This window comes from Pseudomonas sp. TNT3, assembly GCF_010095445.2.
GTDB lineage: Bacteria > Pseudomonadota > Gammaproteobacteria > Pseudomonadales > Pseudomonadaceae > Aquipseudomonas.
The window spans coordinates 73,647-94,643 of sequence record NZ_WFGV02000016.1; the positions used below are offsets into that span (position 1 = coordinate 73,647).

The window sequence follows — 20,997 nt, forward strand, 5'->3', positions numbered from 1 at the left end:
GGCAGGTCTATGCGAAAAGTTGTGCGCTGAGGTCTCGGCTGGCGCTGAGGAGGCCGGGCAGGAACCGTTGCTCCAGCTCGTTACGACTCACCCGCCCGGCGTGGGTGCTGACGTTCAAGGCCGCGACGACTTGCCCGGAGGCGTCGTACACCGGTACGGCGATCGAGCGCAGACCCTGCTCCAGCTCCTGATCGACGATGCACCAACCTTGTTGTCGTACTTCCTGCAGGCATTCGAGTAACGCCTCCGGTGTGTGCAAGGTGCGGCTGGTCTTGGCCTGCAGTTCAGCGTGATCGAGGTACTCGCGCAGCGAAGTGTCGTCCAGCGCGGCGAGAAGAATCCTGCCCATGGAAGTGCAATAGGCCGGTAGACGCCCGCCCACCGACAGGTCCACCGAAATCAACCGTTGGGTCGTCGCCGAACGCGCGATGTATAGAATGTCATCGCCCTCCAGGGTCGCCATGTTGCAGGCCTCGTGAAGTTGCTCGCTCATGCGGTCCAGATACGGTTGGGCCGAGACTGCCAGCGGCGTCGAGGACAAGTAGGCATGACCGAGGGTCAGCACTTTAGGTAGCAGCGAATAGGTACGGCCGTCAGTGGTGGCGTAGCCCAGTTTGATCAGCGTGTGCAGACAACGTCGCACAGCGGCGCGGGGGATTTCCGTGCGGTGGCTGATTTGGGCGATGGTCAGGTGGCGTTTGCGTTCCTGGAACGCCTGCACCACGGCCAGACCGCGGGCCAGGGACGTCATGAAGTCCGGATCGCCGGTCAGGGCCTGTATTCGCTTCGCGGGCGAGGCAACAATGGGCGGCGCCACCGAGGCGAAGGAATTGCGCATTTGATCGTTCATATCGGTCCTTTCCACACGAATCAACAGGCATTACAAGCGGCTGCGGGTCGACGCACAAGCCTGACGCAGCGAGATTGGGCGATTATCGAACCATCAACCGATAATCGCAATTGCTTCACTCCGGGCAACACCCGCCATGTGGAACGATGCCTGCAGGATTTTACGAATCGGGATGCAGAACTTAATGCCCGATGGAGGTGCCGAACTTACCCGACTTAATGGCGTCAGAAAGTCAGCGCAACAAAGTGACACTCCCAGACACATTAGTTGCTCCAAACTTGCCCGTCACAAAACAATCACACCGGAAAATCTACATTTAACTCGTTGGCGATAGTGTTCTTCGAATCGACCGCTATAATACAATTCACTGGCGAATGGCTTTTCACCTGCCGATTCCGCCACCCGGTGGTGCGATGTTCCATCGCCGCTGCCAGCAGCAAGCGCCTGACGCTCATTTCATATGCTTCGCCAACGCGCTCGCTGAAACAGGAGACTGATGCTACGTCAGATGTTTATCTCTGGTGCCGTGGCCGCCTGCAAAATGGAAGTCTTGATCGCGACGTAAACAAAGCCTTGGCAGGCTTGTGTTGAAGACGTGGCCACTGTACTTGCGCAGTGCGTTTCACCAGAATTTATCTCAACTCAAACAGGTAGCACTGTGACGAAAGACGAACTGCGCGCGGAACTTGAGCGCCAGGAACAACGCTACAAGGAAGTTTACGGCGGGGAAGTTACCACCTACGCCGCCCAGCCCGAACCAGAACGCAAGCCTTGGCGTAAACGCGCCACCGTTCAGGATCAGGCATTTACCCAGGAACTGCAGAAGATGGAAAAGGAACTCAAAGCCGAAGAGCCATGACTCCAAGGTTTTTGATCCTTTCAAGGGTCTGCGTTTACACCCGTTAAAAGCGGGCTGTATCGATGATGCCTTTCGCGCCCGTTACAAGCGGGCAGCGGCAACCTCACTGACCGGATGAGGCAGCGGGCTCATTTCTGACCCTCTTCTCAGATATTTCATACACGCAATCGAGCCTCTCGCATTCTTGAGCGAAACCCCCGTGCCTGCGGTCTTTCCCAGTCAATTCAATGGCTTGAAAAATCCGGCAAACGTTTCGAGCATGGGCTATCGTCACAAACTAATTCGTTGAAGAATGTTACCGATGAGCAGCTAGTGCATCGATTAGCAGTCTTTTCTGGCATAATCGCGCCCCCTTATGACCGGGTCAGAAAACCTTCATGATCGATTTATTCAGCGGACTAGATGCTTGGGTGCTTGTGAGCCTCTTGCTCGCCCTGGCCTTTGTCCTCGCCTTCGAGTTCATCAACGGCTTTCATGACACCGCTAACGCGGTGGCCACCGTTATCTACACCAAAGCCATGCCGCCCCATCTGGCGGTGTTCTTTTCCGGTGTGTTCAACTTTCTCGGCGTGTTGCTGGGCGGTGTTGGCGTGGCGTATGCCATCGTCCACCTGTTGCCGGTAGAACTGCTGATCAATGTGAACACCGGTCACGGACTCGCCATGGTGTTCTCGCTGCTCGCCGCCGCCATCACGTGGAACCTGGGCACCTGGTACTTCGGTATTCCGGCCTCCAGCTCTCATACGCTGATCGGTTCGATCCTCGGTGTCGGCCTCGCCAACGCCCTGATCAACGATATCCCGCTGGCTGACGGTGTGAACTGGCAGAAAGCGATCGATATCGGCGCCTCCCTGGTGTTCTCGCCGATGGCGGGTTTCCTGGTCGCGGCCTTGATTCTGATCGGCCTTAAATGGTGGCGTCCGCTGTCGAAGATGCACAAGACGCCGGAACAGCGCCGCAAGATCGACGACAAGAAGCACCCACCGTTCTGGAACCGCCTGGTATTGGTGATTTCGGCCATGGCCGTGAGCTTCGTGCACGGGTCCAACGACGGCCAGAAAGGTATCGGCCTGATCATGTTGGTGTTGATCGGTATCGTGCCGGCGCAGTTCGTACTCGACCTGGGCAGCACCACCTACCAGATCGAGCGCACCCGTGACGCGACGTTGCACTTGAGCCAGTTCTACAAGCGCAATGCCGATACGCTGGGCGAGTACCTGGCCCTGGGCAAAAGCGTGGATGGCGATCTGCCGGAGAAATTCCGTTGCAACCCTCAACAGACCGAACCGACCATCACCGCCCTGCTCGGCACCCTCAAAGGCGTTTCGGACTACCACTCGCTGACGTCGGACAGCCGTATTGAAGTGCGTCGCTACTTGCTCTGCCTGGACGACACGGCGAAGAAAGTCGGCAAGCTGCCAGGCCTGGAGGCCCGTGAAAAGGCTGACCTGGACAAACTGCGTAAGGACCTGACAACCACCACTGAATACGCCCCGTTCTGGGTGATTCTGGCGGTAGCCCTGGCACTGGGCCTGGGCACCATGGTTGGCTGGAAACGTGTGGTACTGACCATCGGCGAGAAGATCGGCAAGCAAGGCATGACCTACTCTCAAGGCATGTCTGCGCAGATCACCACCGCAAGCCTGATCGGCATGGCCAACATCTTCAGTCTGCCGGTGTCCACCACCCACGTCCTGTCTTCGGGCGTAGCGGGCACCATGGTCGCCAACAAAAGCGGCCTGCAAGGCGGAACGGTTAAAACCATCCTGTTGGCCTGGGTACTGACCCTGCCCGCCACGGTGGCCCTGTCGGCTGGCCTGTTCTGGCTGGCGTCGAAGGCACTGGGTAGCTGATAAAAGCTGCACCAAAAGAAAGGCGCGTTCCGTGAGGTTCGCGCCTTTTTTATGCCTGCCATAAATCCCGGAAACACCACTCTGTAGAAGCAATCTTGCTCCTACAGAAGGGATGTTGATAAACCGACAATTTTCGCAGGCAAAAAAAAGGGCAACCGAAGTTGCCCAAAATGCCTTGCGTGCTCATTGCTTCCAGAAAGACCTACGGTTTTTTCCGCTTCTGTGAATCCTTCCAGATAAAAAATCCAAACCCTGCAAAAAACAGAACCATGAGGCCGACTGTCAGCACTCCGGCGATCACCACGTTGTCGAAAAACATGACTGGCCCCCTGCACTTGCCCTGTTGCGATAGGGCTAAGTTAACCAATCAGGCAGGAGTGAAAATTGACCGGGGTCAATAGCGCCGCGACTGGGCGCAAAAGGAGGGATAAAAACTGACCTGCATCAACCAATGCAGGGGGATTCAACGCTTTTTCGGTTTGTTTTTCGGCTTTTTCTTCGGTTTGCCCAGCGGCATGGCCTGCTCGAAAGCCTGACGGACTTCATTCAGGCGCTTTTCATTGAGGTCATGCACACGCTTGGCACGTTCGGTGTTGAGGTCGATCAGCTTGTCGTCTTGGCTCATGGCGTTCAGTACATCGCGTCGGTGAAATACAAGTGCCGCGTTTGCAGGCAAGGATGTACCAATAATGAGGCCTGACGAGAGAGCTGACCAGCCGGCGGCCTCAGATCTCGATATCCACCCACAAACCTTGGCGAGGCTCGTCCTCAATCAAGGGTGCAACCGGGACGGTATTGTCGGCATTGAGTTCGTACCCCGGAATCGGCAGATGCTGATCAGGGCCTCCATCTGCTTCACGCCGACGTTTCTCCCGCTGTTGCTGGCGACGTTGCTCTTCACGCAACTGGAAAGCCGCTTCTTCAGGATCGCGCTGTTGCAGATCGATGGTGCTTTCACTGGAGGTTTGCTGCACCGGCGCGACGGGCGCAATATCCGGGCGCTGGCGAACCGGGTCCTGCTGTGAAGTGATCGGCACGGCACTTAAGGGAAGCATCGGTGGCAGCATAATTATTGGTCTCCTGTCAGCAGGCTGTCGGCTGCGCGGATGGCGACTTGAGCCATCGGTCGCAAACTGTGACCCGGTTAACACCTATTGGTGCCCCAGACCTGCACCTTTGCCTTGATGCACTATCGTAATACCTTGAGTTTTTATGAGAGTCTTTTGGCCCTGAAGCCCTCATTCCGTTAAGATAGCCCGCTTTTTCAAGGTGGGAGTCAGGCAGCATGGCGCAGCAGTATCAACCGGGGCAACGCTGGATCAGTGACAGCGAAGCCGAGCTGGGTTTAGGCACCGTTCTGGCACAGGACGGCCGCTTGTTGACCGTGCTCTACCCGGCCACTGGCGACACTCGCCAGTACGCGCTACGGAATGCGCCCCTCACTCGCGTGAGGTTTTCGCCGGGTGATTCGATCACTCACTTCGAAGGCTGGAAACTGACCGTACGCGAAGTCGACGATGTCGATGGCCTGCTGGTTTACCACGGGCTCAACGCGCAAAACGAAGTCGTCACCCTGCCTGAAACCCAACTGTCGAACTTTATCCAGTTCCGTCTGGCCAGCGACCGTCTGTTCGCGGGCCAGATCGACCCATTGTCCTGGTTCTCGCTGCGCTACCACACGCTGGAACATACCAGCCGCCAGTTGCAATCTTCGCTGTGGGGCCTGGGCGGCGTACGTGCGCAACCGATCGCGCACCAGCTGCACATTGCCCGCGAAGTCGCTGACCGTATCGCGCCACGGGTTCTGCTGGCGGACGAAGTAGGCCTGGGCAAGACCATCGAAGCCGGCCTGGTGATCCATCGCCAACTGCTGTCGGGTCGCGCCAACCGAGTGCTGATCCTGGTTCCAGAGAACCTGCAGCACCAATGGCTGGTCGAGATGCGCCGCCGCTTCAATCTTCAGGTCGCGCTGTTCGACGAAGAACGCTTTATCGAAAGCGATGCCGCCAACCCGTTCGAAGACACCCAGCTTGCACTGGTCGCCCTCGAATGGCTGGTAGAAGACGAAAAAGCCCAGGATGCGCTGTTCGCTGCAGGATGGGACCTGCTGGTCGTCGACGAAGCTCACCACCTGGTCTGGCATGAAGAAAAAGCCAGCCGTGAGTATTCGCTGGTCGAGCAACTGGCTGAAGTCATTCCGGGTGTACTGCTGTTGACCGCCACCCCAGAGCAACTGGGTCAGGACAGTCACTTCGCCCGTCTGCGTCTGCTCGATCCAAACCGTTTCCACGACCTGCACGCCTTCCGCGCCGAGAGCGAAAACTATCGCCCGGTGGCCGAAGCCGTTCAAGAGCTGCTGGACAAAGGACGCTTATCGCCTGAAGCGCACAAGACCATCCATGGTTTCCTCGGTAACGAAGGTGAAGCGCTGCTGACTGCGGTCAACGACGGCGACACTGAAGCCAGCGCTCGCCTGGTTCGCGAACTGCTGGACCGCCATGGCACCGGTCGAGTGCTGTTCCGCAACACCCGCGCCGCCGTGCAGGGTTTCCCGGAACGTAAACTGCATCCGTACCCGCTGCCGTGCCCGGACGAGTACCTCGAACTGCCGCTGGGTGATCACGCCGAGCTGTACCCGGAAGTCAGTTTCCAGGCTCAACCGGATGCTAATGAAGAAGAGCGCTGGTGGAAGTTTGACCCGCGCGTCGAGTGGCTGATTGACCAGCTGAAAATGCTCAAGCGCACCAAGGTGCTGGTGATCTGTGCCCACGCCGAAACCGCGATGGACCTGGAAGACGCCCTGCGCGTGCGTTCCGGCATCCCGGCGACCGTCTTCCACGAAGGCATGAACATTCTCGAACGTGACCGTGCAGCCGCTTACTTCGCCGACGAAGAATTTGGCGCACAAGTACTGATCTGCTCGGAAATCGGCAGTGAAGGTCGCAACTTCCAGTTCTCGCACCATCTTGTGCTGTTCGACCTGCCTGCGCACCCGGACTTGCTGGAGCAACGTATCGGTCGTCTGGACCGGATCGGCCAGAAGCACATCATTGAACTGCACGTGCCGTACCTGGAAACCAGCCCGCAAGAGCGACTGTTCCAGTGGTACCACGAGGCATTGAACGCATTCCTCAACACCTGCCCGACCGGCAACGCCCTGCAGCACCAGTTCGGCCCGCGCCTGCTGCCGCTGCTGGAAAATGCCGACGATGGCGAGTGGCAAGCGCTGATCGACGAGGCCCGTACCGAGCGTGAGCGTCTGGAAGCCGAGCTGCACACCGGTCGTGACCGCCTGCTGGAACTCAACTCGGGTGGCTCAGGCGAAGGCGATGCACTGGTCGAGGCCATTCTCGAGCAAGACGACCAATTTACCCTGCCGATCTATATGGAAACCCTGTTCGATGCATTCGGTATCGACAGTGAAGACCATTCGGAAAACGCGCTGATCCTCAAGCCGAGCGAAAAAATGCTCGACGCCAGCTTCCCGCTGGGCGACGACGAAGGCGTGACCATCACCTATGACCGCAACCAGGCGCTGTCTCGCGAAGACATGCAGTTCATCACCTGGGAGCACCCGATGGTTCAAGGCGGTATGGACCTGGTGTTGTCCGGCTCCATGGGCAACACCGCTGTGGCATTGATCAAGAACAAGGCGCTGAAACCTGGCACCGTGTTGCTGGAACTGCTCTACGTCAGCGAAGTGGTTGCTCCGCGTTCGCTGCAGCTGGGCCGTTACCTGCCACCCGCCGCCCTGCGCTGCCTGCTCGATGCCAATGGCAACGACCTGTCGGCCCGCGTGTCGTTCGAGACCCTCAACGATCAGCTCGAAAGCGTACCTCGCGCCAGCGCCAACAAGTTCATCCAGGCCCAACGTGACCAGCTGACACCACGGATCAATGCCGGTGAAGAGAAAATCTTCCCGCGCCACGCTGAACGTGTAGCCGAGGCCCAGCGTCGACTGGCCGCCGACACCGATGAAGAACTGGCGCGCCTGACCGCCTTGCAAGCGGTCAACCCGACCGTGCGCGACAGCGAACTGGTCGCCCTGCGCAAACAACGTGAACAAGGCCTGGCCATGCTGGACAAGGCTGCGTTGCGACTGGAAGCGATCCGGGTGTTGGTGGCGGGATAATTTCCTCTGTTCCACCCTGTAAAAAAGAAGGCCCGCAGCGATGCGGGCCTTTTTTTTGGGGTTCAATCGGAGCAATGAGCACCTGTGGGAGCACAGCTTGATCGCGATGGCGATGAACTGTCGACATCAATGTTGAATGCCAACGAGGTCATCGTCGGATCGCCGCGTGGACCAAGCTGAGTCCTACGGCTCGATTCGCTGTTGATCAGACCGCCGCCACAGCCCTTCCAGGCTCCACCACCGCGACCAACCCATCCTTCATCCGCTTGGCATCGCGCACGAAACACCGCGAGGCCATGAACAGAAACACCATCGTGAAGAACAGCGCCACCGGGATCAGGTACATCGCGTCATGCAGGCCAACGGCCTTGAACGCTTCGGTCATTTGCTCGGCGCCCGATGCCAGCATGGCGGTATGGGCAAAGTGATCGGACAAACCGCCCACCACCACCGGCCCAAGGCCACCCCCCAGCAAGTACAGCCCGGCAAAGAAGAGTGCCATTGCGGTCGCCCGTAAACGCGGCTCGACCACGTCCTGAATGGCCGTGTAGACGCAGGTATAGAAGTTATAGGCGAACAACCAGCCCACACTGAACACCGCGACAAACACACCTATCTCGATTCTGCCAGCGTGCAACGCCCAGGCTGTGCACACCGACGAGATAATCAGACTGAACGCCGCAAACAGCAGCCGTCCATTGGCAACACGCTGGTGGATCTTGTCAGCCACCCAACCACCCAATGTCAGTCCGAACAGCCCCGTCACACCAACGATAATCCCGGTTGCTACCGCGGCTTCATGCAAGGGCATCAGGAAATAACGTTGCAGCATCGGCACCAGAAACGAGTTGCAGGCATAGGTCGCGAAGTTGAAGCAGAGCCCCGCCATCACCAGCCAGAGAAAAGTGGGAACCGCCAGGACGCGGCGGATTGGCCGATCCACACGCTCTTGCGAGACCTGCACGCTTTCCGCGGCGCCCCGCTTAGGTTCCTTGATGAAAAACATGAAGACCGCCAGAACCAGACCCGGTACTGCGGCGATGAAAAACGGCGCCCGCCAACTGTCGAACGCCTTGACCATCCAGCCGATGGTGAAAAAGGCCAACAACAAGCCAAGGGGCAAACCCAGCATGAAGATGCCCATCGCCCGGGCACGGCGGTGAGCCGGAAACAAATCGCCGATCAACGAATTGGCGGCCGGTGCATAACTGGCTTCGCCGATACCGATGCCCATGCGCACGATCAGGAAGCTCCAGAAGCTGCCCACCATCCCGTTGACAGCGGTCAGCCCGCTCCAGACCGCCAACCCCCAGCCCATCAATTTCGCTCGCGACCCCGTATCGGCCATCCGCCCGAGCGGCAGTCCGGCAATCGCATAGACGATGGTAAACGCGGTTCCGATTATCCCCAGTTGGAAGTCGCTGAGGTGCCATTCCATCCGGATCGGCTCGATGATGATCGCCGGAATCGTACGGTCGAAGAAGTTGAACAGATTGGCCAGAAACAACAGGAACAGAATGCGCCAGGCATTCGCCGCTTGGGTCGAGTTCTGCATGGGTCCGTCTCTTTTATTGTTATGGGGCGTCACTGCCCCCGGAACCTGCAATCTAGTCAGCCCCACGAAGACTGTCTGTAATTATTCGTTAAGCTGATATGCCGCCATGTAAGCAGGAGCAGCGTAAGTCTCGAATTATTTCCAAACGCTCTAAGTCTCATTCCAAAACGATTGAGGCCAAACTGCCACTACTTCTTGCGGTTCATGCACGGCTTCTATACTCCAAGACAACTCGCCAGCACCCCTGGCGCCCGCCGGGATGACGACAACGGGAAACGCTATGGGATGGCTTGGGTTGCATTTCATTACCGAGCTACCAGAAAGTGGGCAGGTAATCCTCAGTTGCACGCACAATCCGTTTCTAGTGTTACTGGCGTATCTGGTCGCCTGCGCAGGCTGTTTTGCCACACTGGATATGGCCGAACGGGCGAGTCATGCCGAGAAAGCCGAGTCTCAAAGGATCTGGCGCCTGGTGGGGACCGCGTGCCTGGCAGGCGGTATCTGGGCCATGCATTTCATCGGCATGCTGGCGTTTGAGGCGCCGATCGAAATTCATTACGCCTTGCCCATCACCCTCGTCTCTCTATTGATCGCCCTGTTCGCCGCGTGGCTGGTGATGCACACACTCAGTCAACCGCACCAGAACCTGTGGCAGTACCTGAAGGCGTCGATCTGTATCGGATTGGGCATCGCTGCCATGCATTACGTGGGTATGGGTGCCATGCGTTCAGAGGCGCTGGCGTCCTTTGAACCGAAACTGTTCAGCCTGTCGATCGTGATTGCTATGGGGGCCAGCCTGGCAACGCTCTGGATCGCCAGCCGTTTGCGCGGCGGCACCGGTCTGCCCCATAAATTGCTCAAATACGGTGCCAGTCTGGTGCTTGGAGCCGGCCTCTTAAGCATGCATTTCACCGGCATGGCCGCGTTCAATCTGGTGCTGCCTGCTGGCAGCATCCTGACCCCGCCCGGGGATAACGATCACGCGCAATTAGGCCTGACAGTGGCCGTGATGACGCTGCTGATTATCGCCAGCAGCATCAGTGCTGCATTGGCAGATAAAAAACTTCAGCACAAAGAACTCGACTTGCAACGGGTCAATGCACTGCTCACGCAACTGGACCAGGCTCGCATGTCGCTGCAGCAAGTGGCGCATTACGATGCGTTGACCAATCTGGTCAATCGTCGCGGTTTCAATCAGATTTTCGCGGAAAAGCTCATCGAAAAAACCCTCGAAGGCGGCATGCTCGCCGTGATGTTTCTGGACATCGACCATTTCAAGCGGATCAACGACAGCCTCGGCCATGACGCCGGCGACGAGTTGCTTAAAGTACTGGCCAGCCACATCAAAAGCTCGGTACGGGGCTATGACGACGTGGTGGCGCGTTTTGGGGGCGACGAGTTCTGCATCCTCATTAGCCTGCACGACCATGAAGAAGCGCGGCACATGGCGCAACGCATCATGCTGAAGATGAAAGAGCCCATTGAGCTGTCGGGGCGGCGAATGGTCATGACCACCAGCATCGGTATCAGCGTATTTCCCGAGGACGGCAGGACCTGCGAAGAACTGTTGAAGAATGCCGACCTGGCGCTCTACCAATCCAAGGGCAATGGCCGCAACAGCCTGAACTTCTTCAGCGCCAATCTGAAAACCCGAGCCACGCTTGAGTTGCAGCTGGAAGAAGAGATGCGCAATGCCCTGCGCGAAAACAGCGGCCTGATGCTCTTTTACCAACCGATCTATGACCTGAAAACCGGCCAGGTGAGCAAGCTTGAGGCGCTGGTTCGCTGGCAGCATCCGGTTCACGGATTACTTGCGCCGGATCGATTCATTGCCATCGCCGAAGCCAACGGCTTGATCGCCGAACTGGATAACTGGGTGCTGCACAAAGCCTGTGAGGACTTGAGCGAGTTGTCGCGTCAGGGCTGCGAAGAGCTCAAGATCGCCGTTAACTGTTCTCCCCTCAATCTGGCTCGCGAAGAGTTGGCCGATGAAATCGAACGAGCGCTGCGGACCGCCGGGGTGGCGCCGCAGCGGCTGGAACTGGAGGTCACCGAAAACGCGCTGATGGGCAACATCGCCAATACGCTGGTGTTGCTGCGCCAGATTCGAGCATTGGGTGTGTCGCTGTCGATCGACGACTTTGGCACCGGTTACTCATCCCTCGCCTACCTGAAGCGCTTGCCGCTCAATACGCTAAAGATCGATCGATCGTTCATCCAGGACATTCCCCAGTCAACCCAGGACATGGAGATCGTCCAGGCAATCATCGTCATGGCCCACACCCTGCACTTGCAGGTCGTCACCGAAGGCGTCGAGACGCTCGAACAGTACGAATTCCTGGAACGTTACGATTGTGATTTCGTTCAGGGGTATCTGCTCAGTCGCCCCGTGCCGCTGACTGAACTGCTTCCCGTGTTGAATGAAATCAACCAGCGCAAGCACACGCAAACGATCAGTCCTTCGAGTCTGGCTCGCGGTACATCTGCACTAACGTCGACGGATCTTTTTCCAGAAAACCCTTACTCCCGTGCAGTCGCATCAATTGCGCGGCCAGTCCGCTGATCGGCGTTGCCGAACCCTGCTCGTGGGAGAACTTTACGGCGGTGTCGAGATCCTTGAGTAACGTGCGAACGTGCCACTTCACGGGTTCGAAACGGCTGTCGGCCATCTGCGGTGCGAGGATCTGCAAAGGTTTCGAATCGGCAAAACCAACGGCCAGCGCCTCGGCGATGAGGCTGGCATCGACACCGGAGCGTTCGGCCAACGCCACGACTTCGGCAATCACCAGAGCATTGCAGGCGACAATCATCTGGTTGCAGGCCTTGGTCACCTGCCCTGCCCCGACGGCGCCCATGTGCGTCACGCGTTGACCGAGGTGCAACATCACTGGCTTGACTCGCTCCAGCTCTGCCGCGTCGCCGCCGACCATGATTGCCAGGCTCCCCGCTTCGGCGCCGACCACTCCACCTGACACTGGTGCATCAAGCCAACCCATAGCGCATTTTTCGGCAAGGGCTGTCGCCATTTCCCTTGTTGCCGTAGGTTCGAGGCTGGAAAAATCGACCAATAGCTGGCCGCTTTTCGCGCCTTCGGCAACGCCCGCAACGCCGAAAACCACCTCCCGCACCACGGCAGTGTTCGCCAGACACAGCATCACAACGTCCGCGTGCTGGCATAACTCGGCTGGCGTGGCGACTTGTCTTGCCCCGGCCTCAACCAACGGCGCACATTTGGCGCGATTGCGGTTCCAGACCGTAAGCGGATAACCCGCGGCCAGCAATCGCCGGCACATCGGTAAACCCATCAAGCCGATCCCGGCGAACCCGAGGGACGGTAGCGTTGCCATTATCTGGTCTCCTTTTTAATTAGATTGCCAATCATCGGCGGATTCATCATGACTCAAGGGACCGAGGCAACTCGATGCAGGAGCAGACCTTTTTCGCGACGTCGGCTCAACAGCACGATCGCCCTACATTCAGAAACAATTAATCGGCCTTCTGGTAGCTCAATAAACTGTTCCCGTTACGTATACGTCACCCTCGCCCAAACCCTTCTGTGGTCTTTCTCCACGGCAACATGCCATCACGCTACTCGGCTACACACTTTTTATCGCTCCAGTAGCGCACCAACTTGGCGCGCGCTTTCAGTTCGTCGCCCTTTCCTGGATCAAAATCCAGGGGGAAACCACGACTGCCCACAGCTCCGGATCACGCTCGAAAAGATCCAGCGCCCGCGATTCAGACAGCTTGGAGAGCGTGTCAGCAGCCAACCAGGCAGCCACTTTCTCGTCTTCATCCGTCGCTACGGCTTCGGCGGCGGCGACCAAATCCAGCGTCGGGTCGACCCATAATAGGGCACCCTTGGCGAAGAACGGCTCCAGCTCTTTCCAGGTAATAGATGCGGTTTCACCAAGCAGCTTGGCATAGAGGGTGCTAGGTTCTTGATTCATGGGTTCTGTCCGGAAAAGAAATCGACGCGAATAATAACGTTGGTGGTCCGGCAGAAAAACCCGGATGCAATTTGCGACATCGAATGAAAACAGCAGGAACGCCAAGGAATGCAGGTGAATCAAGCTATTAGCCAGCTAACATCCCGCCGCGATTCTGTACTTTTCTTTCAATAAAGCGACACCCTCTGGTTTTGCCCCCCGGCGCTGCCTTCCCAGGCTCACAATTGGCGCTCTACACTGTACCGGTACAGTTGCCGGGGGCATTTTCCGGAGGATATCGAAGATATCTGACCCGGTTCTGCTGCTACGGCGCCAGGACTATAAAAACTACAACAGTAAGAGTGGAGCACTATGACTAAGGCTACTAAGCAGATTTCCCAACTGTTTGCCGCTATGGTTCTGGCCGGGGTTGCCAGCCATTCGTTCGCAGCTGACACCATCAAGATCGGCATCGCCGGCCCTAAAACCGGCCCTGTAGCCCAATACGGCGACATGCAGTTCAGTGGCGCCAAAATGGCCATCGAACAGATCAATGCCAAAGGCGGCGTAGACGGCAAGAAACTCGAAGCCGTTGAATACGATGACGCCTGTGATCCGAAACAAGCGGTAGCGGTCGCGAACAAAGTCGTTAACGACGGCGTCAAATTCGTGGTTGGCCACCTGTGCTCCAGCTCCACTCAACCGGCTTCGGACATCTACGAAGACGAAGGCGTGATCATGATCACCCCGGCTGCCACCAGCCCGGACATCACCTCCCGTGGTTACAAAATGGTGTTCCGCACCATCGGTCTGGACAGCGCCCAAGGCCCTGCCGCCGGTAACTACATCGCTGATCACGTGAAACCGAAAATCGTTGCTGTTCTGCACGACAAACAGCAATACGGCGAAGGCATTGCCACCGCCGTGAAGAAGACCCTGGAAAGCAAAGGCGTCAAGGTTGCCGTGTTCGAAGGCATCAACGCCGGCGACAAGGATTTCTCTTCGATGATTTCCAAGCTCAAGCAAGCCAACGTCGATTTCGTCTACTACGGCGGCTACCACCCGGAACTGGGTCTGATCCTGCGTCAATCCGAGGAAAAAGGCCTGAAAGCCAAGTTCATGGGTCCGGAAGGCGTGGGTAACGACTCGATCTCCCAGATTGCCAAGGATGCTTCCGAAGGCCTGTTGGTAACCCTGCCGAAATCGTTCGACCAGGATCCAGCCAACATCGCTTTGGCCGACGCCTTCAAAGCGAAGAAAGAAGATCCAAGCGGTCCGTTCGTGTTCCCTTCCTACTCCGCTGTTGAAGTCATCGCAGGTGGCATCACTGCTGCCAAGAGCGAAGACACTGCAAAAGTGGCTGCTGCCATCCACGCAGGTACTTTCAAGACCCCGACTGGCGACCTGAGCTTCGACGCCAAGGGCGACCTGAAAGACTTCAAATTCGTGGTTTACGAGTGGCATTTCGGCAAACCTAAAACTGAAGTTTCGCCTCAGTAAGGCTGCCTGACTGACTGCCAATAAAGCCCACGGCGTGCCGTGGGCTTTGTTTTACGAACGTATGGGCCGCGCTTGCGTGATCCGCAAGTCTCCCCACCTGAAAATCTCAAAACCGTCATCAGCGGTTCGCTGGCAAACCTCGAATTCGAAGTGGATGCAGATCCACGGGGCTCGAGCGGGAAAATGACTCCACCAGTGAAATGCGTATCAGGTTTTTAGGAGCGCTGTAATGCCTGACATCTATCACTTTTTCCAACAGCTGGTTAACGGTTTGACCGTTGGCAGCACGTATGCCCTGATCGCCATCGGCTATACGATGGTTTACGGCATCATTGGAATGATCAACTTCGCCCACGGCGAGGTGTACATGATCGGCTCTTACGTGGCGTTCATCGCCATTGCGGGCCTTGCCATGATGGGACTCGACAGTGTCCCGCTCTTGATGACCGCAGGTTTTATCGCGAGCATCGTCGTCTGCAGTGCCTACGGTTACAGCATCGAACGGATCGCCTACCGCCCCTTACGCGGCAGTAACCGTCTGATTCCGCTGATTTCGGCCATCGGCATGTCGATTTTCCTGCAGAACACCGTTCTGCTGGCGCAAGACTCCAAGGACAAATCCATCCCCAACCTGATCCCCGGTAATCTTTCCTTCGGGCCAGGTGGCGCACAAGAAGTGCTGATTTCCTACATGCAAATCGTGGTGTTCGTGGTGACGCTGATCGCCATGCTCGGCTTGACGATGTTCATCTCCCGATCTCGTCTGGGTCGCGCCTGCCGCGCCTGCGCCGAAGACATCAAGATGGCTAACCTGCTGGGTATCAACACCAACAACATCATCGCTCTGACCTTCGTCATTGGTGCTGCGCTGGCAGCCGTCGCGGCCGTACTGCTGAGCATGCAATATGGCGTGATCAACCCGAACGCCGGTTTCCTCGTCGGCCTCAAGGCCTTCACCGCAGCTGTACTTGGCGGTATCGGCAGCATCCCCGGCGCGATGCTCGGCGGGCTGGTGCTGGGTGTGGCGGAAGCCTTCGGTGCCGATATCTTCGGCGACCAGTACAAGGACGTCGTGGCATTCGGCTTATTGGTTCTGGTCCTGTTATTCCGGCCGACCGGCATTTTGGGCCGTCCGGAGGTTGAAAAAGTATGACTAGGAATCTCAAACAGGCGCTGTTCAGCGCTCTGCTCGTATGGGCTGTGGCCTACCCGGTACTGGGTCTGAAACTGACCATCGTCGGCATCAACCTGGAAGTTCACGGCACCAGCAACATGACCCTGGCGATCATTGCGATCTGCTCGGTACTGATGTTTTTGCGGGTGCTGTTCAACGACACCATCAGCAAGGCCTGGAAATCCTCGCCGAGCATGCCGTTGATCCCGGCCAAGGCCAGCAACTTCCTGACCCTGCCGACCACCCAGCGCTGGATCATCATTGCATTGATCATCGGAGCTCTGGTGTGGCCGTTCTTCGGTTCTCGCGGCGCTGTCGACATCGCAACCCTGATCCTGATCTACGTGATGCTCGGCCTGGGCCTGAACATCGTGGTCGGGCTGGCCGGACTGCTCGACCTGGGCTACGTGGGTTTCTACGCTGTGGGCGCCTACAGCTATGCGCTGTTGTCGCACTACCTCGGCTGGAGCTTCTGGGTTTGCCTGCCGGTTGCCGGTCTGATGGCGGCCACTTTCGGCTTCCTGCTCGGCTTCCCCGTGCTGCGTCTGCGCGGTGACTACCTGGCGATCGTGACCTTGGGCTTCGGTGAAATCATCCGACTGTTCCTGCGCAACCTGACCAGCATCACCGGTGGTCCGAACGGCATCAGCAACATCGAGAAACCGACGTTCTTCGGCCTGACTTTCGAACGTAAAGCAGCCGAAGGCATGCAGACGTTCCACGAGTACTTCGGGCTGGAATACAACTCGATCAACAAGGTGATCTTCCTCTACCTGGTTGCCCTGCTGCTTGCCCTGGGAGCGCTCTTCGTCATCAACCGCTTGCTGCGCATGCCGATCGGCCGCGCGTGGGAAGCATTGCGTGAAGACGAAATCGCCTGCCGTGCGCTGGGTCTCAATCCTACGGTCATCAAGCTGTCGGCCTTCACCCTGGGGGCGAGTTTCGCCGGTTTTGCCGGTAGCTTCTTCGCGGCTCGCCAAGGGTTGGTGACACCGGAGTCCTTCACCTTTATCGAGTCGGCGATCATTCTCGCCATCGTCGTATTGGGTGGCATGGGTTCCCAGCTCGGCGTGATTCTGGCTGCCGTCGTCATGATCCTGCTGCCGGAAATGATGCGTGAGTTCAGCGAATACCGCATGTTGATGTTCGGCGCCTTGATGGTGCTGATGATGATCTGGCGCCCTCAAGGTCTGCTGCCCATGCAACGTCCTCACATGGAGCTGCGCAAATGAGCCGCGAGATCCTGAAAGTCGAAAATCTGAGCATGCGCTTCGGCGGTTTGCTGGCGGTCAACGGCGTGGCCCTGACCGTGAAGGAAAAGCAGGTCGTTGCCCTGATCGGTCCTAACGGCGCCGGCAAGACCACGGTGTTCAACTGCCTGACCGGTTTCTACAAGCCGAGCGGTGGCAGCATCCTGCTGGACGGCCAAGCCATCGAAGGCCTGGCCGGTCACGAAATCGCCCGCAAGGGCGTGGTGCGGACCTTCCAGAACGTGCGTCTGTTCAAGGACATGACAGCGGTCGAGAACCTCTTGATCGCCCAGCACCGTCACCTGAACACCAACTTCCTGGCAGGCCTGTTCAAGACCCCGTCGTTCCGTAAAAGCGAACGCGAGGCCATGGAGTTTGCCGAGTACTGGCTGGATAAGGTCAACCTCAAAGAGTTCGCCAACCGTACCGCCGGCACCCTGGCCTACGGTCAGCAGCGTCGTCTGGAAATCGCCCGTTGCATGATGACCCGTCCACGGATCCTCATGCTCGACGAACCGGCCGCAGGCCTGAACCCGAAGGAAACCGAAGACCTCAAGGCGCTGATCAGCGTGCTTCGCGAAGAGCACAACGTCACCGTGCTGTTGATCGAACACGACATGAAACTGGTCATGAGCATTTCCGACCACATCGTCGTGATCAACCAAGGCACCCCTCTGGCCGACGGTACGCCGGAACAGATCCGCGGTAATCCTGAAGTGATCAAAGCCTATCTGGGGGAAGCGTAAATGCTGCAGTTCGAAAACGTTTCCACTTTCTACGGAAAGATCCAGGCCCTGCACAGCGTCAACGTGGAGATCCGCCAGGGCGAAATCGTTACCCTGATCGGCGCCAACGGTGCCGGCAAGTCCACTCTGCTGATGACGCTGTGCGGTTCGCCGCAAGCGCACAGCGGCAGCATCCGTTACATGGGTGAGGAGCTTGTGGGTCAGAGTTCGGCGCAGATCATGCGCAAGAGCATTGCCGTGGTTCCGGAAGGTCGTCGGGTATTTGCCCGTCTGACCGTGGAAGAGAACCTTGCCATGGGCGGGTTCTTCACCGACAAGGGCGATTATCAGGAACAGATGGACAAGGTTCTCGGACTTTTCCCACGCCTGAAAGAGCGTTTCAGCCAACGCGGCGGCACCATGTCCGGCGGCGAACAGCAGATGCTTGCCATTGGCCGTGCGCTGATGAGCAAACCCAAGCTGCTGCTGCTTGATGAGCCTTCGCTGGGTCTGGCACCGATCATCATCCAGCAGATCTTCGACATCATCGAACAGCTGCGCAAGGACGGTGTGACGGTGTTCCTGGTGGAACAGAACGCCAACCAGGCACTGAAAATCGCTGACCGCGCGTACGTTCTTGAGAACGGTCGGGTGGTGATGCAAGGCACCGGTGAAGCGCTGCTGACCGACCCGAAAGTGCGCGAAGCGTATCTGGGGGGTTGAGGTGTTGCGGTAAACAATAAACGGCCTTCGGGCCGTTTTTTTGTACCTGTTCACCTTTAAAGTCGATCCAGCGCCTCGCCACTGCGCTTGAACCATCCAATCAGATAATCCGCGAGCACCTGGGTGCGCTTAGGCAAACCACCCTGATACGGGTGCACCAGATACATCGGCATCCGACGGGTCTGATAATCACGCAGGAGCCAGCGCAATTGACCGTCAGCCAATTCCGCTTGCAGCAAGTAGGACGGTAAGCGCGCAATGCCGGCGCCGGCCAGTGCGGCTTTTTTCAGCAGGCTGTAATGGTTGCTGGCGAACGGGCCGGACACCCGAACCCGCAATAACTCGTGTTGCTGGTGATAGAGCCACTCTTCGCGGCCACTGTAATGGCTGTTAAGCAGGCAACGGTGTTCAACCAAGGACTGGGGCGTCTGCGGCTCGCCGTATTGCTCAAGGTAGGCCGGGCTGGCGCAGGTCATTTCATTCCAGGCCAGCAGCGGCCGGGAAACCAGGCGTTCGTCGTTGCCCACCTCGGAGCGAACCGCCAGGTCAAAACCGTCCCGGGACAGATCACGAAAGTTGTTACTCAAATCGAGTTCAATCTGCACCTCGGGGTATTTGCTGGAAAACTCCAGCAGCAAGCCATCAAAGAAGGTTTCCCCCAGCGACACTGGCACCGTCATACGCACCGGCCCGGCCATATCGTCCTTCAATCGCGCCAATGCCTGACGTGCCCTCTCAACCTGGATGACAAGCGCCTGGGCTTGCGGCAACAACGCCGCGCCTGCAGCCGTCAGGCTCAAACGCCGCGTAGTGCGTTGCAGCAGGACCACGGAAAACCGCGTTTCCAACAGGCTGATCCGCTTGGAAAGCTGACCCTTGCTGCAACCCAATTGCTGCGCTGCCAGGGTAAAACTGCCAGCTTCAATCAACACGGCGAACGCCGCCAGATCATCCATTTCACTCATGGATTGTTTCCATTTGAAAACCAAAGGTTGCCTATTAGCACGCTTATCAACAGGAAAATCCACTCTAGACTGAAGCCTCGTTAAAACACTTCGAGGAACAGCACGATGAAAATTCTTTTGATTGGCGCAGGCGGCACCATCGGTTCGGCCGTCGACAAAGAGTTGTCCCAGCGTCACGAGGTCATTCGTATTGGCCGTAACAGCGGCGATTTCAATGTAGATATCAGCGACAGCGCCTCGATCCGCAAACTGTTCGAACAAACCGGAAAATTCGATGCACTGGTCTGCGCCGCCGGCAACGTCACCTTCGCGCCGCTGGACGAAATGACCTCGGACAGCTTTGCCTTGGGCCTGAAAGACAAACTGATGGGCCAGGTCAATCTTCTGCTGATCGGTCGGGAATTCGCCAACGATGGGGCTTCGTTCACCTTCACCACAGGCGTCCTCAGCCACGATCCGATTCGCAGTGGCGCCTCGGCTGCACTCGTCAACGGTGCCATCGACAGCTTCGTGCGTGCCGCCGCCATCGAACTGCCGCGTGGCTTGCGCGTCAACTCGATCAGCCCCACCGTATTGCTCGAAGCTATGGGCAGCTACGCGCCGTATTTCCGCGGCTACAAACCGGTTCCCGCCGCCGATGTGGCATTGGCCTACGCCAAAAGTGTGGAGGGTCTGCAAACCGGTCAGACCTTTCACGTAGGCTGAAATAGCACGTCCTGCAGGGTTGTGATGAGCGGTCAGGCTGAGTAACGTGGCGGCACTTGTCTGGAGAACCAAAGATGCGTGTTGCCCGTTCCTTAGTCCTTGTTGCCCTCCTTCCGCTGTTTGCCGCTTGCCAGTTGTTCAATGGCGAGCGACAGAGCGCCTCCCATGTGGGTCAGACTCGCATGCAGGGTCAACTGACGGCGGCGGACGGCAAACTGGTGTTCCAGCCGTGCAATGAATCGCGCAGTTTCGTGGTCAATGACACTGGCGGCACCAGCGTGCTGCAAGAAGCCGCGACCCTGGCCGATGCCCAGGGCAAATTGTTTGCCGACGTACGCGGCCGGGTCGATGGCAACCGCCTCGACCTTGAGCAGCTGTACCGCGTCGAGCGCTCGGGCACGGCGTGCGACGATCCTAATCTGAAGCTGCTGATCCTTCGAGCCGCCGGTCATGCGCCGGAGTGGAACGTCAAAGTCAGCGGTAAAGGCATGGTCATCGACCGCGCCGGTCAACCTCCTCTGGCCCTGCCCTACGTTGAAGAACAATTGGGCGATGGCCGTTTCAACCTCAGCACTGAAGCCAATAACCAGCATATCGAGCTCTGGGTCGCGCCGCAACGTTGCGTCGACGCTACCACCGGCGCCGTCCAGCACATGAGTGCCGAGTTGCGCATTGATGGTCAAGTGCAGCGTGGCTGCGGGTATTTCGGCGGGGCGCGTAACGACTGATCGTTTTTGCCTCACGGGACCGGCGTTTGGGGCTTATAATCGCGGCCTT

Annotated in this window: 19 protein-coding genes; 11 read left to right on the top strand and 8 right to left on the bottom strand. The window is 57.9% G+C overall.

Translation table 11 applies throughout. From position 1 onward, the window contains the following. Positions 1-7: 7 nt before the first annotated feature. Positions 8-850 carry a pca regulon transcriptional regulator PcaR gene (pcaR, locus tag GBC55_RS12315; protein ID WP_008074568.1) on the bottom strand — a complete coding sequence of 281 codons (843 nt, stop codon included), beginning with the start codon at positions 848-850 and terminating at the stop codon, positions 8-10. A 658-nt stretch (positions 851-1,508) separates the two neighbouring features. On the opposite strand from pcaR, the gene GBC55_RS12320 reads away from it, so the two are divergent. Both GBC55_RS12320 and GBC55_RS12325 read left to right on the top strand, forming a co-directional pair. Beyond that, a complete protein-coding gene (locus GBC55_RS12320) occupies positions 1,509-1,709 on the top strand; it encodes a hypothetical protein (protein ID WP_007935837.1) in 201 nt (66 codons plus the stop codon). A 377-nt stretch (positions 1,710-2,086) separates the two neighbouring features. Next, a complete protein-coding gene (locus GBC55_RS12325) occupies positions 2,087-3,562 on the top strand; it encodes an inorganic phosphate transporter (RefSeq protein WP_162438595.1) in 1,476 nt (491 codons plus the stop codon). A gap of 202 nt (positions 3,563-3,764) precedes the next feature. On the opposite strand, the gene ccoM is transcribed toward GBC55_RS12325, so the two are convergent. The 3 genes from ccoM to GBC55_RS12335 form a co-directional block, all read right to left on the bottom strand. Beyond that, positions 3,765-3,881, bottom strand: coding sequence for a cytochrome c oxidase subunit CcoM (gene ccoM / locus GBC55_RS29815; protein ID WP_281508184.1), 117 nt, complete (start codon positions 3,879-3,881; stop codon positions 3,765-3,767). Between the two features lie 144 nt (positions 3,882-4,025). Next, on the bottom strand, positions 4,026-4,187 hold the full coding sequence (locus GBC55_RS12330) for a hypothetical protein (protein WP_007959203.1): 162 nt from the start codon (positions 4,185-4,187) through the stop codon (positions 4,026-4,028). A gap of 100 nt (positions 4,188-4,287) precedes the next feature. Next, positions 4,288-4,629: an aspartate-semialdehyde dehydrogenase gene (locus tag GBC55_RS12335; RefSeq protein ID WP_162438594.1), complete on the bottom strand. Its 342-nt coding sequence runs from the start codon at positions 4,627-4,629 to the stop codon at positions 4,288-4,290. 218 nt (positions 4,630-4,847) lie between these two features. On the opposite strand from GBC55_RS12335, the gene rapA reads away from it, so the two are divergent. After that, positions 4,848-7,694, top strand: coding sequence for an RNA polymerase-associated protein RapA (gene rapA, locus GBC55_RS12340; RefSeq protein ID WP_162438593.1), 2,847 nt, complete (start codon positions 4,848-4,850; stop codon positions 7,692-7,694). Between the two features lie 205 nt (positions 7,695-7,899). Here the strand turns inward: rapA and GBC55_RS12345 are convergent, their stop codons facing one another. Then, positions 7,900-9,249: an MFS transporter gene (locus GBC55_RS12345; RefSeq protein ID WP_162438592.1), complete on the bottom strand. Its 1,350-nt coding sequence runs from the start codon at positions 9,247-9,249 to the stop codon at positions 7,900-7,902. A 280-nt stretch (positions 9,250-9,529) separates the two neighbouring features. Between GBC55_RS12345 and GBC55_RS12350 the strand changes: the two genes are divergently transcribed. Beyond that, a complete protein-coding gene (locus tag GBC55_RS12350) occupies positions 9,530-11,812 on the top strand; it encodes a bifunctional diguanylate cyclase/phosphodiesterase (protein ID WP_162438591.1) in 2,283 nt (760 codons plus the stop codon). On the opposite strand, the gene GBC55_RS12355 is transcribed toward GBC55_RS12350, so the two are convergent. After that, positions 11,703-12,596 carry an NAD(P)-dependent oxidoreductase gene (locus GBC55_RS12355; protein ID WP_162438590.1) on the bottom strand — a complete coding sequence of 298 codons (894 nt, stop codon included), beginning with the start codon at positions 12,594-12,596 and terminating at the stop codon, positions 11,703-11,705. The genes GBC55_RS12350 and GBC55_RS12355 overlap by 110 nt on opposite strands. Before the next feature lie 297 nt (positions 12,597-12,893). Continuing rightward, positions 12,894-13,199, bottom strand: coding sequence for a DUF2288 domain-containing protein (locus tag GBC55_RS12360; RefSeq protein WP_162438642.1), 306 nt, complete (start codon positions 13,197-13,199; stop codon positions 12,894-12,896). A 351-nt stretch (positions 13,200-13,550) separates the two neighbouring features. Between GBC55_RS12360 and GBC55_RS12365 the strand changes: the two genes are divergently transcribed. The 5 genes from GBC55_RS12365 (at position 13,551) to GBC55_RS12385 (ending at position 18,550) form a co-directional block, all read left to right on the top strand. Next, on the top strand, positions 13,551-14,678 hold the full coding sequence (locus GBC55_RS12365; protein WP_162438589.1) for a branched-chain amino acid ABC transporter substrate-binding protein: 1,128 nt from the start codon (positions 13,551-13,553) through the stop codon (positions 14,676-14,678). A gap of 229 nt (positions 14,679-14,907) precedes the next feature. Beyond that, positions 14,908-15,831, top strand: coding sequence for a high-affinity branched-chain amino acid ABC transporter permease LivH (gene livH, locus GBC55_RS12370; RefSeq protein ID WP_162438588.1), 924 nt, complete (start codon positions 14,908-14,910; stop codon positions 15,829-15,831). Continuing rightward, on the top strand, positions 15,828-17,084 hold the full coding sequence (locus GBC55_RS12375) for a high-affinity branched-chain amino acid ABC transporter permease LivM (protein ID WP_162438587.1): 1,257 nt from the start codon (positions 15,828-15,830) through the stop codon (positions 17,082-17,084). Before livH ends, GBC55_RS12375 begins: the two co-directional genes overlap by 4 nt. Next, the gene (gene livG, locus GBC55_RS12380) at positions 17,081-17,848 is read left to right on the top strand and encodes a high-affinity branched-chain amino acid ABC transporter ATP-binding protein LivG (protein WP_162438586.1); all 768 of its coding nucleotides are present in this window, start codon (positions 17,081-17,083) and stop codon (positions 17,846-17,848) included. Before GBC55_RS12375 ends, livG begins: the two co-directional genes overlap by 4 nt. Beyond that, positions 17,849-18,550, top strand: coding sequence for an ABC transporter ATP-binding protein (locus GBC55_RS12385; protein WP_162438585.1), 702 nt, complete (start codon positions 17,849-17,851; stop codon positions 18,548-18,550). A 56-nt stretch (positions 18,551-18,606) separates the two neighbouring features. Here the strand turns inward: GBC55_RS12385 and GBC55_RS12390 are convergent, their stop codons facing one another. Beyond that, on the bottom strand, positions 18,607-19,515 hold the full coding sequence (locus tag GBC55_RS12390; protein WP_162438584.1) for a LysR family transcriptional regulator: 909 nt from the start codon (positions 19,513-19,515) through the stop codon (positions 18,607-18,609). A 105-nt stretch (positions 19,516-19,620) separates the two neighbouring features. Between GBC55_RS12390 and GBC55_RS12395 the strand changes: the two genes are divergently transcribed. Beyond that, positions 19,621-20,220, top strand: a complete 600-nt coding sequence (locus GBC55_RS12395; RefSeq protein ID WP_162438583.1) for a short chain dehydrogenase — start codon at positions 19,621-19,623, stop codon at positions 20,218-20,220. Positions 20,221-20,294: 74 nt separating this feature from the next. Next, positions 20,295-20,948, top strand: a complete 654-nt coding sequence (locus GBC55_RS12400; RefSeq protein ID WP_162438582.1) for a hypothetical protein — start codon at positions 20,295-20,297, stop codon at positions 20,946-20,948. Positions 20,949-20,997 lie beyond the last annotated feature (49 nt).